Source organism: Actinorhabdospora filicis, from assembly GCF_030269765.1.
GTDB classification, from domain to species: Bacteria; Actinomycetota; Actinomycetes; order Mycobacteriales; family Micromonosporaceae; genus Actinorhabdospora; species Actinorhabdospora filicis.
On record NZ_BSTX01000008.1, the window covers coordinates 25,633 to 40,783 of the forward strand.

14 protein-coding genes are annotated in these 15,151 nt (G+C 71.2%); 6 read left to right on the top strand and 8 right to left on the bottom strand.

Annotated elements, in window-relative coordinates; all coding sequences use genetic code 11:
- Positions 1 to 2 precede the first annotated feature (2 nt).
- Positions 3 to 806, bottom strand: coding sequence for an SDR family NAD(P)-dependent oxidoreductase (locus QSK10_RS32890; RefSeq protein ID WP_285667451.1), 804 nt, complete (start codon positions 804 to 806; stop codon positions 3 to 5).
- Positions 807 to 840: 34 nt separating this feature from the next.
- Between QSK10_RS32890 and QSK10_RS32895 the strand changes: the two genes are divergently transcribed.
- Positions 841 to 1,677, top strand: a complete 837-nt coding sequence (locus QSK10_RS32895; RefSeq protein WP_432705393.1) for an SDR family NAD(P)-dependent oxidoreductase — start codon at positions 841 to 843, stop codon at positions 1,675 to 1,677.
- A 126-nt stretch (positions 1,678 to 1,803) separates the two neighbouring features.
- Positions 1,804 to 2,631, top strand: coding sequence for an ABC transporter permease (locus QSK10_RS32900; RefSeq protein ID WP_432705400.1), 828 nt, complete (start codon positions 1,804 to 1,806; stop codon positions 2,629 to 2,631).
- A 52-nt stretch (positions 2,632 to 2,683) separates the two neighbouring features.
- Here QSK10_RS32900 and QSK10_RS32905 read toward each other — a convergent pair whose 3' ends face one another.
- The 3 genes from QSK10_RS32905 to QSK10_RS32915 all read right to left on the bottom strand — a co-directional run bounded on the left by QSK10_RS32905 (position 2,684) and on the right by QSK10_RS32915 (position 7,600).
- Positions 2,684 to 3,649 (bottom strand): SMI1/KNR4 family protein, encoded by a 966-nt coding sequence (locus QSK10_RS32905; RefSeq protein WP_285667453.1) that lies wholly within the window; start codon positions 3,647 to 3,649, stop codon positions 2,684 to 2,686.
- 61 nt (positions 3,650 to 3,710) lie between these two features.
- The gene (locus QSK10_RS32910; RefSeq protein WP_285667454.1) at positions 3,711 to 5,600 is read right to left on the bottom strand and encodes a glycosyltransferase family 2 protein; all 1,890 of its coding nucleotides are present in this window, start codon (positions 5,598 to 5,600) and stop codon (positions 3,711 to 3,713) included.
- A gap of 83 nt (positions 5,601 to 5,683) precedes the next feature.
- Positions 5,684 to 7,600, bottom strand: coding sequence for a glycosyltransferase family 2 protein (locus tag QSK10_RS32915; protein ID WP_285667455.1), 1,917 nt, complete (start codon positions 7,598 to 7,600; stop codon positions 5,684 to 5,686).
- A 226-nt stretch (positions 7,601 to 7,826) separates the two neighbouring features.
- On the opposite strand from QSK10_RS32915, the gene QSK10_RS32920 reads away from it, so the two are divergent.
- On the top strand, positions 7,827 to 9,284 hold the full coding sequence (locus tag QSK10_RS32920; protein ID WP_432705401.1) for an SDR family NAD(P)-dependent oxidoreductase: 1,458 nt from the start codon (positions 7,827 to 7,829) through the stop codon (positions 9,282 to 9,284).
- A 67-nt stretch (positions 9,285 to 9,351) separates the two neighbouring features.
- On the opposite strand, the gene QSK10_RS32925 is transcribed toward QSK10_RS32920, so the two are convergent.
- The gene (locus QSK10_RS32925) at positions 9,352 to 9,807 is read right to left on the bottom strand and encodes a nuclear transport factor 2 family protein (protein WP_285667458.1); all 456 of its coding nucleotides are present in this window, start codon (positions 9,805 to 9,807) and stop codon (positions 9,352 to 9,354) included.
- A gap of 82 nt (positions 9,808 to 9,889) precedes the next feature.
- Here QSK10_RS32925 and QSK10_RS32930 point away from each other — a divergent pair, with 82 nt between their 5' ends.
- From QSK10_RS32930 to QSK10_RS32940, 3 genes are read left to right on the top strand one after another with little or no spacing between them, the layout of a single operon-like run.
- Positions 9,890 to 10,339 carry a hypothetical protein gene (locus QSK10_RS32930; RefSeq protein WP_285667459.1) on the top strand — a complete coding sequence of 150 codons (450 nt, stop codon included), beginning with the start codon at positions 9,890 to 9,892 and terminating at the stop codon, positions 10,337 to 10,339.
- Complete coding sequence (locus tag QSK10_RS32935; protein ID WP_285667460.1) at positions 10,327 to 11,202, top strand: HTTM domain-containing protein; 876 nt, start codon at positions 10,327 to 10,329, stop codon at positions 11,200 to 11,202. The genes QSK10_RS32930 and QSK10_RS32935 overlap by 13 nt, the downstream gene beginning before the upstream one ends.
- Before the next feature lie 41 nt (positions 11,203 to 11,243).
- On the top strand, positions 11,244 to 11,720 hold the full coding sequence (locus QSK10_RS32940; RefSeq protein ID WP_285667461.1) for a carboxymuconolactone decarboxylase family protein: 477 nt from the start codon (positions 11,244 to 11,246) through the stop codon (positions 11,718 to 11,720).
- 52 nt (positions 11,721 to 11,772) lie between these two features.
- Here QSK10_RS32940 and QSK10_RS32945 read toward each other — a convergent pair whose 3' ends face one another.
- From QSK10_RS32945 to QSK10_RS32955, 3 genes are read right to left on the bottom strand one after another with little or no spacing between them, the layout of a single operon-like run.
- Positions 11,773 to 12,186 carry a thiol-disulfide oxidoreductase DCC family protein gene (locus tag QSK10_RS32945; protein ID WP_285667462.1) on the bottom strand — a complete coding sequence of 138 codons (414 nt, stop codon included), beginning with the start codon at positions 12,184 to 12,186 and terminating at the stop codon, positions 11,773 to 11,775.
- A gap of 4 nt (positions 12,187 to 12,190) precedes the next feature.
- Complete coding sequence (locus QSK10_RS32950) at positions 12,191 to 14,245, bottom strand: DUF5941 domain-containing protein (RefSeq protein ID WP_285667464.1); 2,055 nt, start codon at positions 14,243 to 14,245, stop codon at positions 12,191 to 12,193.
- Positions 14,242 to 14,982 carry an ABC transporter ATP-binding protein gene (locus tag QSK10_RS32955; RefSeq protein ID WP_285667465.1) on the bottom strand — a complete coding sequence of 247 codons (741 nt, stop codon included), beginning with the start codon at positions 14,980 to 14,982 and terminating at the stop codon, positions 14,242 to 14,244. Before QSK10_RS32955 ends, QSK10_RS32950 begins: the two co-directional genes overlap by 4 nt.
- Positions 14,983 to 15,151: the final 169 nt, after the last annotated feature.

Consider the following 15,151-nt stretch of genomic DNA (forward strand, 5'->3'; position numbering starts at 1 on the left):
TGTCACAACGCGAGGGTTTCGGCGCCGCGGTCCCACAGCCGCTTCGCCAGGGCGTCGTCACCGGCCTTGCCGCCGGGGCGGCGGAGGCGGCGGCGGACGTAGTAGCCGCCGCGGGTGACCGCGTCGTCCGTCGTTGCCAGCCACACCAGGGTGTCGGCGCCCGATTCGGGGCTGACGAAGAACCCGGGCATCTTCTTCACCAGGCGGAACAGGCCGTTCTCGTCGCCGAAGCGGGAGCGGACCGCGCCCGGGTGGAAGCAGGCCGGGGTGATGTCGGGCCAGCGGCGGGCGGCCTCGCGGGTGAAGTGGACATTGGCCTGCTTGCTGTCGGCGTAGGCGCGCCAGCGGGAGAAGCGGTCGCGGGTGGTGAACACCGGCGGGTCGAGGCGGCCCTGCACGTGCATCGCCGAGGTCGTGGTGATGAGGCGGCCGCCCGACAGCCGGTCCCGCAGCAGGTGCGCCAGCAGGAAACCGGCGAGGTGGTTGACCTGCATCGTCGTCTCGAAACCGTCGACCGTGGTGGACGCCGAGGTGGCCAGCAGGCCCGCGTTGTTGGCCAGGACGTCGACGCGGTCCAGCTCGCGCAGCTTCACCGCGAGCTCGCCGACGTCGCCGAGGTCGGCGAAGTCGCAGCGGTGCGCCACGGCGTCGGCGCCACCGGCGGCGCGGACGGCGTCCAGCGCGTCGTGGAGGCGGCGCTCGTCGCGGCCGACGAGCACGACCTGGCCGATCGGTGCCAGCGCGACCGCGGCGGCGCGGCCGATACCGGCCGATGCGCCGGTGATGACGAAGACGGGACGCTCCATACCCTGCATTCTCCCGCATGGGAGACTCGGGGGTATGACCCCAGTCCCGCCACGGCGTTCGCACCCCGACGTCATCCCGCACCCCACCATGAACCGGGTCGCCAGGGTCGAGCCGCTCACCGCCGGCAGCCTCGACGGGAAGGTCGCGCTGGTCACCGGCGCCGGGGCCCCCGACGGCATCGGCTTCGCCGTCGCCGGGCACCTGCGCGCCCTGGGCGCCGAGGTCGCCCTGGTGTCGACGACCCGCCGCATCCACGACCGCGCCGGTGAGGTGGGCGGATACGGGTTCGTGGCGGACCTGACCGACGACGCCGAGGTCGCCGGGGTCGCCGACGCGATCACCGAGCAGGTCGGCGAGGTCGACATCGTCGTGAACAACGCCGGGCTCAACTCCAAGGCCGCCCCCGCCGTCCTGCGGCCCGTGGCGCAGCTGACCTACGACGAGTGGAAGCGCGAACTGGACCGGAACCTGTCCACCGCGTTCCTCGTGAGCCGCGCGTTCGTGCAGGGCATGGCCGAACGCGGCTGGGGACGCGTGGTCAACGTCGCCGCCACCGCCGGGCTCATCAACGCCGTCCCCGCCGAGGCCGCCTACGCCGCAGCCAAGGCCGGGATGCTCGGGCTGACCCGCGCGCTGGCCATGGAGCTGGTCGCCGACGGCGTCACCGTCAACGCGGTCGCGCCCGGGGTGATTCGCACCGGTTCGTCCACGGTTCACGAGCTCCAGCGCGGCCTGGACTCCCCGATGGGACGCCCCGGATCCCCCGAGGAGGTCGCCGCCGTGATCGGCTTCCTCTGCACGCCCCACGCGTCCTACGTCACCGGGCAGGTACTCGTCGTCGACGGCGGCGAATCCATTCACGCCCATTGATCTCTACCCGGCCCGGGGTGGACCGTGTCCTTTTTGCGTGCCTCGTAAGATGAGCCCTTGCCGCATCCGCTCTCACCGCAAGGGAGCCCCTGTGCCTCACAATAAGGAGCCGCGCCAGTGGCAGTGATCTCCCGGACCCTGGGCAAGGCGACCGGTGTGGGGGCCCTGTGGCGCAACCGCCAGACCCTGCTCACCCTCGTCCAGCGTGACCTGGCGGTGAAGTACCAGCGCTCGGTGCTCGGCTACTTCTGGTCGCTCATCGAACCGATGGGCATGGCGGGGATCTACTACTTCGTCTTCGGCGTCCTGTACAACAGCGGCGGCAAGCAGGTCGAAGGCGGCGCCTACCCCGTCTTCGTGGTCGTCGGCATCTTCGCCTGGCAGTGGGCCAGCTCGGCGATGTCGGAGTCGACGCGCTCGCTGACCAGCCAGGCCTCGCTGATCACGACCATGCGCGTCCCCCGCGAGATCTTCCCCGTCGCCAAGGTCGTGGCCCGCTTCGCCGAGTACGCCGCCGGTCTGCCGATCATCGTCGTGTTCGCCCTGTTCTACGGCGCGAGCTTCAGCTGGACCCTCCTCCTGCTGCCGGTGGCGATCCTCATCCAGACCGCCCTGCTCGTCGGCATCTCGTTCATCCTCAGCTCCATCAACGTGCTGATGCGCGACGTGGACCGCTTCATGCGACTGGCGATGCGCATCCTGTTCTACGCCGCGCCCGTCGTCTACCCGCTCTCCAAGGTCCTGAACGCCGAGAGCGCCCCCGGCTGGCTGAAGGACCTGTACATGGCCAACCCGTTCGTCGGGATCATCCAGCTGCACCACTCGGTGTGGAACTCCCACGAACTGCCGGGCTGGCCGCTCTTCTGGTACAGCACCAGCATTTCCTTCGCCCTGCTGTTCGTCGGGTGGGCGCTGTTCCGCTCGCTGGAGGCACGGGTTCTGAAGGAGCTCTAGGACCCGGTTTCGCAAACGCCCGCCGGATCGGCTCCGGCGGGCGTTTTCGCGTTCAGAACCAGGTGGCCCACTCGCGGGCCTCGTCGAGGGTGACCGAGCCGGTGAGCTCCGCGGCGGCGAGGTTCCCCGGGACGCGGCCGGTCTCGCGCAGACGCCCCCACTGGGCGGGGTTCAGGGTGAGGACGCGGAGGGCGGGCGCGTCGGCGAGGGCCGCCAGTTCGGCCAGACCACCGTGGGAGAGGTCGAGCCGCAGGGGACTCTCCAGGTGCCGTGCGGGCACCGGATACGAGGCGCCGATCCCGTCACCGGGGAACAGGCGGTCGCCGTCGGACTCGTGGTCCCCGGCGCGCAAGGCGGCCACGACCTCCCGCAGCAGGCCGAGCACCGAATCGGCGACGTAGCCGACGGAGTCGTAGAAGTCGCGGCCGTACTCGATGAGCTGCCCGCGGCGGCCCAGCGGACCCGGATCCAGGTCGAGGACGCAGACGTTCCCCGACATGTCACCGGCGAAGGTCAGCCACCGGTCACTGCGGTGGATGCGACGAACATGGCCATGCGGCTCCGGCTCACCCAGTACAGGGATCACTGTGAAGGGGCCGTCGTCGAACGCGACGACACCCGGCTCTCCGGACAGGTAGCCCTCGGTCAGCCCCTCCAGCGGCAGCAGGCTCTGCCGCCCCAGCAGCCCCGTCTCATCCGGATCCCACTCCACCAGCCGGAACAGGGCGCGGACGTCGTCGGGCAGCCGCAGGCCGATGGCCCGCTCGGCCGCCAGGAGGTCCGCCTCCGTGCAGCCTGCGCCGAGATCCGGCGGGTGGCCGATGATCTCGGTGTAGCGGGCGATGAACTCCGCCACGAGGTCGCCGACCTCGGCCAGCACCGCCGGGTCGGTCGGCGGCCCGATCTCGGGCTGGGGCGAGGGATGGCGCGGTTCGCCGGGGAAGCGGAAGCCGGGGTCCAGGATCAGCCGGAACGGGTACGTCTCGGCGAATTCGCGGACGGGAACTGCGTCGGGCACGTGCGTCTCCTTCCCTCGGGGGCCGGGAAACCATAGACCGGCCGCCCGACGGAGGAGATCGCTACTTCCCGATCAGCCGCTTCGCCATCCGCTTCACGCGCGTCTTCACCGGGATCCGCACCAGGTTCACCGCGAGGCCGCCGTCGACGTGGGTGATCAGCACACCCGTCGCGCGAACGTCCACGCGCTTGGGCAGTCCCGCCCGGTGCGGCACGGGGAGGGTCACTTCCCCACCGCCGCCGGTGAAGGAGACCGCCACGCGCCAGACGCCCAGGTCCAGGCGGGCGAGTTCGGCGGCGGGGACGAAGGCGGAGACGGTGCCCTCGGGGGTGACGAGGGTCGGGACCGCGCGGGAGCCGCCGCCCTGGTAGAGCAGGCGGACGGCGATGTCGGGGCCGGCGCCGTGGGGGGCGACGGCGTGGACTTCGACGCCGTCCTTCCAGGCGCCGGTCAGGCCGAGGGCCTCGCGGGAGGCGCGGCGTTTGAGGCCGACGTCGAAGCTGAGGTTGCCGTGTTCGGTGGCGTAGGCGGCCAGGCCGCGGGGGCCGCAGACGGCGGGGGCGTCGCCGAGGTCGGCGGTGCCGTGGCGGCCGACGCGGGCGAGGCGGGAGAGGCCGTCGGCGTTCACACGCAGGGACACGTCCCAGAAGCCCTCGTCGAGCGATCCCAGCAGGTCCGCGGGGATCGTCGCGGTCCAGGTTCCGTCCACGATGGACGCCGGTACCTCGTGGGCGGGTTCACCGGCGCGCGCGCGGACGAGCAGCGCGCCGCCGTCGGGGACGACGGGGCCCATCGTGGCGGTGCCGGACAGGGTGTAGCCGTCGGCGGACCAGGCGGCGGTGTCGAGGGTCTGGCGCAGGCCGATCTCGCGGGTGATCTCGAAGGCCTCGTCGGGGACGCCGAGCCCGGCCCGGAAGGGCGCCCAGGCGGCGTAGGCGCGGCCGTCCTCGACGACGGCGGTGTAGGGCTCGCGGTTCTCCTCGGCCAGGCGCAGCGCGATCGCGGCGTCCATGTGGCCGGCGGCGACGAGGGCGAGGCGGACGCGGTCGTAGGCGTGGAGGGGTTCGGAGGAGCCGGGGGTGAGGTGGGCGCGGACCCAGCCGGCGAAGGTCTCGAAGGCCGCGCGCTTCTCGGGCCCGTCGGGTTCGGCGGCCAGGTAGAACAGGAAGTCGCGCTGTTCGATGTGGAGGTGGCGGCGGGCGAGGAGGTCGCGTTTGGGGCCCTCCTCCACCAGCGGCAGGATCTCCTCGAACATCACCTTCAGGAACGGCAGGCGGCGGATCGCGCCGCCCTCCTTGGTGGTGGTGTTCTGGCCGTCCTCGCGCAGGCGGGCGAAGTAGCAGTCGTAGGACGCCAGGACCGAGATGCGCTTGGCCGCGAGGTAGGCGCGGGCGGTGAAGGGCTGGTCCTCGCCGACGGGCAGGGACGGGTCGAGGCGCAGGCCGTGCTCGGCGAGGAAATCGCGGCGGAACAGCTTGAGGGTGGCCAGGGTCCAGTAGACGCGGGAGTCGAAGAGGTCGGCGTCGGGCTGGTCCTCTTTGTACATGGACGCCGCGACGCCCCGGCCGTTGACGCCCTTCATCTTGGCGAGGGTGATGTCGGCGTCGTTGGCCTCGGCCATGGCGACCAGGCGTTCCAGGGCCTCGTCGCCGAGGTAGTCGTCGGCGTCCAGGAAGAACACGTACTTCCCTTGGGCCAGGTCCATTCCGGCGTTGCGGGGGGCGGCGGGGCCACCGGAGTTCGGCTGGTGCGTCACGCGCATGACGGCGGGATGCGCTGCGGCGTATTCGTCGAGGACGGCGGCGGACCCGTCGGTGGAGCCGTCGTCGACGACGATCAGCTCCATCCGCTCGGTGCCGATGGACTGGCGGAGCACACTGTCCACGCACTCCCGCAGGTAAGGGAGCGCGTTGTACGCGGCGACGACGACACTGACGTCGGGTGAGGGCATGAGGGATCCTCAAGTTAGGGGCGGGCTCCCTCAATATAGGTGCCGCGAGTCGGTGACGGTGTGCAGTCGGCTCGCTCGAACGGTCAGCGCCCGCGCAGCTTACGGGCCACTTTACGCAGAAGCGGAGACTTCCGGACCAGCTTCTTCAGCGTGGACGTAGGGGGCGTTGTGAACCCCTGCCCGCCGTCGGTCGCGACGAGCACCGGCACCTCGGCGGCGGCGAACGGGCGCGGCAGTTCCTTGGTGCGCGGCACGCGCACGGTCTTGCCCGCGCGCGTCACCGACACGTCCCACTCTCCATCGGGGACGGTGGCCGAGGACGCGGTGAACACCCCGCCGACGACCGCCACCGGCAGCTCGGTCCCGCCCGCCGAGGCCGTCGTCGCGCCGGTCGTGGCACCGGCCACGGCCACGCCGGAGTCGGCGCGCCACACCAGGCCCAGGCCCGCCGCCTCCTTGGCGCCCTTGCGGATGTCGATGGTCAGGTTCGAGTGCGGGGACGTGTAGTAGGCGATCGCGACGGTGGCCGCGCCCGGGCCGGTCAGCACCGCCGGGCGGTCGGCGACGTCGACCTCGGGACGCCGCTTCGAGCCGACGCGCGCGCGGGCGATCTTGCCGCCCACCTCGACTTCCAGGAACACGTCCCACAGGCCGCCGGGCAGCTTCGCCAGCGCGCCCGGTGCCAGCGTGGTGTCCCACGAGCGGGCCTCGCGGCCCTCGGCGTCGCCGAGCGGGTTCGGGTTGGCCGTGAGGTACACGTCGGACAGGTCGATGGGCAGGCGGCGCTCCTCCTCGTCGGAGCGGCGGCGCAGGACCAGGCGGGCGCGGTCGGCGCGGACGCCCTCGACGCGCGCCAGGCCCGCCACGCGGTAGCCGGAGCCGGTCCACTCCGCGGCGGTCAGCTCGTAGCGCAGGGGCAGGTCGCGCAGCTCGTAAGCCTCGTCGGGGATGCCGTACTTCGGGTCGCGGAAGGTCGGCCACTTGGCGTAGACGCGGCCGTTCTCCACCACGATCGGGTAAGGCGTCTTGGACGTCTCCATCTTGCGCGAGGCGATCGCCTCGTCCATGAAGCCGCCCGCGATCAGCGGCAGCCGCACCTTGTCCCAGGCGCTCATGGGCTTGAGGACGTCATCGTTGAGGTAGGTCTTCACCCAGGCCCGGAACTCATCGAAGGCGGCCTTCTTGACCTCTTCGTCGGTCTCGCGGGACATGTGGGACAGGAAGTGCGCCTGCTCCACCGACAGGTGCCGCCGGGCCAGGGCGTCGCGCTTGCGCCCGGCCTCCACGGTCGGCAGGAAGTCGTCGAACATGGCCCGGTAGAAGGGCAGGCGGCGGGACACGCCGGGCTTGCCGGTGGTGTTGCCGCCGTCGTCGCGCAGGGTCGCGTAGTAGCACTCGTAGCTGGACAGCACCGAGATGTTCTTGGCCGCGACGTAGGCGCGGGCGGTGAAGGGCTGGTCCTCGCCGGTGGGCAGGTCGGTGGGGAAGCGGACGCCCAAGTCGACCAGGAACTGGCGGCGGAACAGCTTCAGCGCCGAGAGGGTGTAGTAGATGCGCGAGTTGTACAGGTCCGCGCGGGCCTCGTCGTGCCGGAACATCGAGGCGGCCACGCCCCGCCCGTTCACGCCGACCATCTTGCCCAGGACGATGTCGGAGCCGTTCTCCTCGGCCATCGCGACCAGGCGCTCCATGGCCTCCAGGCCGATGTAGTCGTCGGCGTCCAGGAAGTAGACGTACTTGCCCTTGGCGACGTCCATGCCCGCGTTGCGGGGAGCGGCCGGGCCGCCGGAGTTCGGCTGGTGCAGTACCGTCATGTTCGGGTGCTTGGCGGCGTATTCGTCCAGTACGTCCCCGGTGCCGTCGGTCGAGCCGTCGTCGACGACGACCAGCTCCAGGCGGTCCATGCCGATCGACTGCTTGAGCACCGAGTCGAGTGTCTCGTAGAGGTACGGCAACGCGTTGTACGCGCCGATGACGACACTGACGTCGGGAGAGGCCATGGACGGTCCCATCAGTAGGCTCGGGTCGTAACCGCCCGGTCGGGTGGCGGTGGACGAACCTTAAGATAGCCGTTGCCCGAAAACAGTTGCCGGTGTGGCGGCCGACACTCCACCCCCGATCCGGCCGCACGGCGACATGACCCACGGCGACCCGCGACAGCGGGAGGCCAAAAGGTGGAGAGCCTCGCGCTGTCGCGAGCTCCCGAGGAGAGGCTGGATGAAGGCGATGGAACCCGTGAGCACCACCAGGCCCACGGTCGCGGTCATACTCGCGGGCGGCACCGGTCAGCGCATTGGAATGCCGCTGCCCAAGCAGCTGCTCAAGGTGTCCGGCAAGGCGATCATCGAGCACACGATCGACGTGTTCGAGGCCGCGCCCGCCATCGACGACATCTACATCCTGATGACCCCGGACTACGTCGGGGACATCGAGAAGATCGTGGCCTCGCGCGGCTATGCCAAGGTCCGCAAGATCCTGCCCGGCGGCGGGACGCGCGCCGACACCACGCGCCTGGCCATCGAGGAGCTCGGCGAGCGCGACTGCAACATCCTGCTGCACGACGCCGTCCGGCCCCTGATCGACCGGCGCATCATCGACGACTGCGTGGCCGCGCTGGAGAAGTACGACGCCATCGACGTCGCGATCCCCTCCTCCGACACCATCGTCGAGGTCACCGGGGACGCCGCCGACGAGGTCATCAGCGCGATCCCGGACCGCTCCCGCCTGCGCCGCGGCCAGACCCCCCAGGGCTTCGCCCTGCCGGTGCTGCGCCGCGCCTACGAGCTGGCCGCGCAGGACCCCGACTTCACCACCACCGACGACTGCGGTGTCGTGCACCGCTACCTGCCCGACGTGCCGATCCACGTCGTCGCCGGCAGCGAGCACAACATGAAGGTCACCCACCCGATCGACGTGTACCTCGCCGACCGGCTCTTCCAGCTCGCCTCCGGGTACGCCCCGGCCGAGGCGACCCCGGAGGAGTACCGGGCGGCGCTGGCGGGCAAGACGATGGTGGTCTTCGGCGGCAGCTACGGCATCGGCGAGGGCATCTGCAAGATCGCCTCGGAGTACGGCGCGGCGGTGCACTCCTTCTCCCGCAGCTCCACCGGTACCCACATCGAGGACCCCGAGCACGTGGCGGCGGCGCTGAAGCAGGCGTTCGAGGCCACCGGCCGCGTCGACTTCGTGGTCAACACCGCCGGGATCCTCCACAAGGGACGCATCGACGAGTACGACGAGGCAGCCATCGAGGAGGCCCTGCGCGTCAACTACCTCGCGCCGGTGCACATCGCCCGCCTCGCCCTGCCCTACCTGCGGGAGTCGAAGGGCTCGCTGCTGCTCTACACGTCCAGCTCCTACACCCGGGGACGCTCCGGGTACAGCCTCTACTCCTCGGCCAAGGCCGCCACGGTCAACCTGACCCAGGCGCTGGCCGACGAGTGGGCCGAGGAGGGCGTGCGCGTCAACTGCGTCAACCCCGAGCGCACCGCCACCCCCATGCGCACCAAGGCCTTCGGCGATGAACCCAGCGACAGCCTGCTGGCCGCCGATCTGGTCTCGGCGGTGTCGGTGGACGTGCTCATCTCCGAGCTGACCGGGCACGTCATCGACGTGCGCCGGCCCTCCGCGGAGCCCCTCGCCTCCGGCAGCCTCGCCCCCTGGGCCGAGGCGGAGGGCGCGTAGCGACCGGACTCCCGGCCGGGTGCGCGCCCGGCCGGGTCGTCGGTCGTCCGGAGATCAGCGGTAGAGATCAGCGGTAGAAGGTGCGCCCGGCCGCGCCGGAGGACACCGACCAGACCTCGGTGATCAGGCCGCCCTCGACCCGCAGCGTGTCGGTGCCGCTGCGGGCGACCTCGCCGCCGTCGTCACCGGTGAACACCGCCAGGTAGGGACGCGCGACCAGCCCGTTCAGGGTCCCGTCCAGCAGCTCCAGATCCACCACCGGCGTGCCCTCGGCGGTGAAGCGCAGGTCGCCGCGCTTGTCGCGCCAGGCGGCGATGACGTCGGCCAGCTGCGGCGGCGTGCGGATCTCGTCGAAGGGCTCGGTGTTCGCCTGCGCGTACCGCAGCGTGAACAGCGGCGCCATGATCTGCCCGGCCAGCTCGGTGCCGCCGTTCCACAGCGCCGTCCAGTCGTCGTAGATCCCGGTTCCGGCGCGGCGCAGTTCCTCACGGGTGAGCATCGGTGACCCCTCCAACTCGATCATGTGGTCGGGCAGCGTAACCCGCCGATACGACAGTTCCGACTCGGGAGCCCTCCCCGTTTCGGCGAAGCACTACCCTTCCGGGGTGACCTCCACGACGACCCGGCGGCTGAGCGCCCGGGGCCGCATCATCCGCGTCCTGGCCGCGGTCATCGGCATGGTCGCGCTGGCGGTGGGCACCCTCTACGGCGAGGACGACTGGTTCCCGCTGGCGCCGTTCCGGATGTTCTCCACCGCCGACGACCCGAACCTGCCGGTGAAGATCGCGCGCGTGGACGCCGTCGACGCCACCGGCGCGAGGTTCACCCTCGACGAGGACAACGCCGGGGTCCGGCGCGCCGAGATCGAGGGCCAGATGGCGAGCCTGATGGCCGACCCGGCGAAGGTCGCCGCCATCGCCGACGCCTACGCCGCGCACAACCCCGGGAAGCCGCAGCTGGTGGAGGTGGACGTCATCATCGAGCACCACTGGCTCAAGGACGGCTCGGTGACCGGTGAGGTCACCGACGAGGTGGTGGCCACGTGGCGGCGCTAGTCTCCCGCGCGGGATCGGCGGTGGCGGGCTGGTTCACCTCGCCGGTGCCGCTCGGCCGGCTGGCGGCCTTCCGGACCCTCTGCTACCTGTTCGTGGTCGCCGACCTGCTGGTGTTCACCGGCTGGGTCCGCAACCACGCCTCGGTGCCGGGCTCGCTGTACCAGCCCCTCGCGATCGGGCGGATCCTCCCGCTGCCGACCCCGACGCCGCTGCTGGTCAACGGCATCTTCGTGGTCCTCATCGTGCTGGCGGCGGTGGCCGCGACCGGGCGCGCGCCGCGCCTGCTGGGCTGGCCGGTGTTCGTCCTGTACCTGGAGTGGATGATCATCGCGATGAGCTACGGCAAGGTCGACCACGACCGCGTCGGCTTCCTCGTCGCGCTGGCCGTCCTCCCGACCGTGGGACGCGCCCGCCACGGCGACGCCACCCGCTCCGAGGCCGCCGGGTGGGCCCTGCGCTGCACCCAGATCGCCGTGGTGGCCACCTACTTCCTGGCCTCCTGGGCCAAGCTGCGCTTCGGCGGCATCAAGTGGCTGTGGGGTTCGACGCTGACCCGCGCGGTCCTGCGGCGGGGGACGTGGGGCGCGCGGCTGCTGCTCGACGTGCCCGGCCTGCTCGTGGTCTCCCAGTGGGGGATCATCATCTTCGAGCTGTGCTCCCCGGCCATCTTCTTCCTCAAGGAGAAGTGGCGCTGGTGGGCCATCGGCGGCTTCTACGTCTTCCACCTGGTCGTCTTCTCCACGATCACCATCTCGTTCCTGCCGCATCTGGTGGCCATGGCGGCGTTCCTGCCGCTGGAGAAGGTGCGCCCGGTCACATGGGTCCGGCGGATGTCACGAAGGGGAGAGGCCATTTCGTCTTGAGGGTGTAGGCGACACACACCCGCGAGCGAAAGGAGCGTCCGATGGACGCCCGTCTGAACCTCTTCAAGATCCCCGGCATCGGCACCTTCACCCAGCACCTGCACGGGATGAACAAGGCCGTCACCGACGCGGGCATCCCGGAGACCACCCAGGAACTGGTCCGCCTGCGCGTCAGCCAGATCAACGGCTGCGGCTTCTGCACCGACATGCACTTCAAGGACGCCGTCGCCGCCGGTGAGGACGCCGTGCGCCTGAACATGGTGGCGGTGTGGCGCGAGGCGACCGTGTTCACCCCGGCCGAGCGGGCCGCGCTGGCCCTGGCCGAGGGCGGCACCCGCATCGCCGACAACGCGCCCGGCGTGACCGACGAGACCTGGGCCGCGGTGGTCGAGCACTACGACGAGAAGCAGCAGTTCGCGCTGATCCTGCTGGTCTCGCTGATGAACACCGTCAACCGGATGAACGCCATCAACCGGACCCCGGCCGGGAGCTACGTCGCGGGGCAGTTCGCGCACTAGACGCGGCACACGAAGAAGGGCCGGTGCATCGGCACCGGCCCCTTCGCATGTCCTACAGCCCCGCGCGCTTGGCCGCCTCGCGCTGCGCGGCCGGGAGCGCGCAGGCCGCCGTCCCGCCGGGCATCTTGTCGCGGTTGCGGGCCACCCACTTGTAGAGCGGCCAGGCCACCGCCAGCACCGGCTTGAGGCCCAGGACCGCGCCGAGCGGCTTCCAGAGCCCACCGGCGTCCTTCAGCAGGCGCGCGATGGCCGCCGGACCGGCCGCGGGCCTCCCCGGGCGCCCCTCGGCGTCCCGGTCCACCCACTGCACGGCGTTGTCGACGTCGTCCAGGCTCAGGCCCAGGGCCGCGTAGTCGGTGAACTGCCAGGCCAGCACGTCGGCCGAGGTGTGCACGCGCTTCTCGATGAAGCGCGCGCACGACGAGCAGAACGCGCAGTCTCCGTCGTACAGGAACACCGGTCGCATACCGCTAAGTATTCGCCAGCTTGCGCCGTTGCCCCAAGGTTCCGGTGAGGGAGCCCACTACGAAGACCACCGCGATCCCGGCCAGCAGGATCCACATGAACACCGGGACCAGGTTCAGCAGCGCGCCCACGGTGAGCAGCAGCGCGCGCCCGTCCCAGCCCAGGCCCGCCCAGCGGATGGACAGCGGCGAGGCGGCCTTGTCGATGCGGGCCGCCAGGTCGTAGTGGTAGACGGCCAGCACCGCCAGGGTGCTGAAGATCAGCGGCAGCGGGACGCCGTAGGAGCGCCCCACGAACAGCACGAACAGGTACTCCGCCGCGCGGCTCCCGGCCGGGACCAGCCAGTCGGTGGCACCGGCGTGCGGGTTGCGGGCGGTGAGCGCGAACAGCAGGTAGACCACGAAGGCCGCCACGATCGTCCACGGGACGGCGGTGGCCGTCCACGGGGTCGTCAGGACGCCCGCCAGCAGCACCACCAAGATCAGCCCGAGGACCGGCAGGGGCGCCGGGGCCGGAAGCTTCAGCAGCGACACCAGCCGCACGATCGGGCCGTCGTCGCGGTGGGTGGACTTGTCGGCCGACTCGAAGACCGGCGAGCGCACCGAGAACGACTGGAGGACCCGCCCGGCCATGACGTACAGGAACGATCCGCCCGCGCACACCAGGAACGCGGCGAGGGCGACCTGCCCGTCCCAGATCGCCGCGGCGATGCCCAGGACGGCCCAGCGGTCCCCGACGGGGAACGCGGCGGTGCGCTTGAACCAGTACTTGAGGCTGTTCTTGCGCGCCCCGAAGTCGGTCGCGGCCCGCCCGAGCGCGCCACCGGCCTTGGCCAGGCCCTCTTCCGCCGACGGCTTCTCGCCGATCCGGAACGGGTCGGCGGCGGTGGTGAAGGACGCCGTGGCGCGGCGCAGGACGTCGTGGTCGCGCATCGTGCCGTACCAGGTGTCGACCATGTGCCGCACCGACAGCAGCATCAGCGCCGCGATCGCCGGCCACCACGCGCTCGGGTGGCCGCTCTTGGCCGCGCCGTAGGCGAGACCGGCGTAGAGCAGGAACTCCTTGGCGCGGTCGGCGATCATGTCCAGCCAGCCGCCGAAGCGGCTGAAGCGGTGCGTGTAGCGCGCCAGCTCGCCGTCGACGCAGTCCAGCAGGAAGCTCAGCCACAGCAGGACGGCGCCGGCGATCATCGCCGGGCGGGTCGCCCAGGCGAACATCCCGGCGCCGATGACGGCCACGAAGATGGAGATCCAGGTGACGCCGGTGGGGGAGAAGCCGAGCCTGTTGGCCAGCTTCATGACCCGTGGCGCGATGGGCAGCACGAAGAAGGTGGCGAACAGGTCGTCGTGTTCCTTGCGGGCCAGCTTGTAGCGCAGCTTCCACTCGTCGACGCTGGTCGCGTAGGCCCAGGCGGGCCCGGCGTCCTCGGCGTCGGCGACGCGGCGGTAGGGCAGGCCCTTGATCTGGTAGGCCGTCACCGACTCGCCGCTGCGGGCCAGGCCGAGGGCGGCCAGCGCGATCGCGTCGGCCTCCGGGGCGAGGGCGGCGACGCGTTCGGCGCGCAGCTTCTCGATGACGGCGATGAAGTCGGCGCAGAAGGGCTCGCCGACCCGCAGCAGGCCGCGCAGGCCCGCGTTGGGCGCGTCGAGTTCGTGGAAGGACGTGGCCACGCCCACCACGCGCCCGCGCTCGGCGCGCACGGCCTCACCGGCGTCGAGGGGCCCGACGAGGGCCCCGACGCGCGGGATCGAGTCGCCCAGGACGAGGGAGAGCGCGGAGTCGGGGGTGAGCAGGTCGGCGGCGCAGGCCACCAGGGGGATGCCGTCGGCGATGGAGTGCGCGGCCAGGTCGGCGAGGGTCTCCAGGTCGCCGTCGACGTCGGCGGAGACGATGACGCGGCGGTTGAGGTCGCGCAGCGGCCCGGCCAGCTCGGGCCGGGCCACGATGACGATCTTGGCCCCGAGCGAGGCGAGCTGCCGGTCGAGGCGGGCGGCGAGGAGCTCGCCGTTGACGACGGCCAGCGCGCCGGGCGTGGTGGCCAGTAGCGCCACCCGCGTCATGCGCCGGTCACCACGTTGTAGGCGTCCAGGGCCTCGTCGAGGGTCCCGTCGACTTCGAGCTTGCCGGCGTCCAGGAACAGCCCGCGGGTGCAGAAGCGCTTGAGGTCGCCCTCGTTGTGGCTGACCAGGAAGAGCGTGCGGCCCTCGGCCAGCATCGACTCCATCTTCTGGTAGCACTTGTTGCGGAAGCGCTTGTCGCCGACGGCCAGGGCCTCGTCGACCAGCAGGATCGGGTGGCCCAGCTGCGTGACCACCGAGAAGCCCAGGCGGACCTTCATGCCGGAGGAGTAGTGCGTCACGGGCGTGTCGATGAACTTCTCGATCTCGGAGAAGGCGACGATCTCGTCGAACTTGTCCCGGATCTGCTTGCGGGTCATGCCGTGCATGCCGGCGACCATGTAGATGTTCTCGCGCCCGGTGAGGTCGCCGGAGAAACCGGCCGACAGCTGGAGCAGCGGGGCGACCTTGCCGCGGCAGTGCACGCTGCCCTCGTCGGGGACGAGGGCTCCGGAGATGAGGCGCAGCAGCGTCGACTTGCCGGTGCCGTTGGAGCCGATCACCCCGACCGCCTCACCCTGCCCGATGCCGAACGAGACGTTCCGCAGGGGCCAGAAGTAGTCCGCGGAGGGCTGGCGTCCCCCGCGGTGGATGATCATGTCGCGCAGCTTCAGGTTTCGCTTGCGGCTGCGGACGAACCGGATACCGAGGTCGCGTGCCTCGATGATCGGCTTGCTCACACGGGCTCCTCGCGGGGGCGATGGGGAGGCGATGGATCAGGGGGTCATGGTACTCAGGACCCCCGGGTGGGGGTTTCGGCGGCTCGTGCCGGTGGGACCGGCCTGACCGATATGGCCGTGCCGTGTCCCGCGTATGACCCTCGCATGGCCGTGTGAGGGCGCACACCTG

Bases quoted from the DNA above. Each gene is read 5' to 3' on its own strand.
- QSK10_RS32940 (WP_285667461.1), top strand. From the start codon at position 11,244: ATGGACGCCCGTCTGAACCTCTTCAAGATCCCCGGCATCGGCACCTTC.
- QSK10_RS32895 (WP_432705393.1), top strand. From the start codon at position 841: ATGACCCCAGTCCCGCCACGGCGTTCGCACCCCGACGTCATCCCGCAC.
- QSK10_RS32945 (WP_285667462.1), bottom strand. From the start codon at position 12,186: ATGCGACCGGTGTTCCTGTACGACGGAGACTGCGCGTTCTGCTCGTCG.
- QSK10_RS32920 (WP_432705401.1), top strand. From the start codon at position 7,827: ATGGAACCCGTGAGCACCACCAGGCCCACGGTCGCGGTCATACTCGCG.
- QSK10_RS32910 (WP_285667454.1), bottom strand. From the start codon at position 5,600: ATGCCCTCACCCGACGTCAGTGTCGTCGTCGCCGCGTACAACGCGCTC.
- QSK10_RS32915 (WP_285667455.1), bottom strand. From the start codon at position 7,600: ATGGCCTCTCCCGACGTCAGTGTCGTCATCGGCGCGTACAACGCGTTG.
- QSK10_RS32950 (WP_285667464.1), bottom strand. From the start codon at position 14,245: ATGACGCGGGTGGCGCTACTGGCCACCACGCCCGGCGCGCTGGCCGTC.
- QSK10_RS32925 (WP_285667458.1), bottom strand. From the start codon at position 9,807: ATGATCGAGTTGGAGGGGTCACCGATGCTCACCCGTGAGGAACTGCGC.
- QSK10_RS32890 (WP_285667451.1), bottom strand. From the start codon at position 806: ATGGAGCGTCCCGTCTTCGTCATCACCGGCGCATCGGCCGGTATCGGC.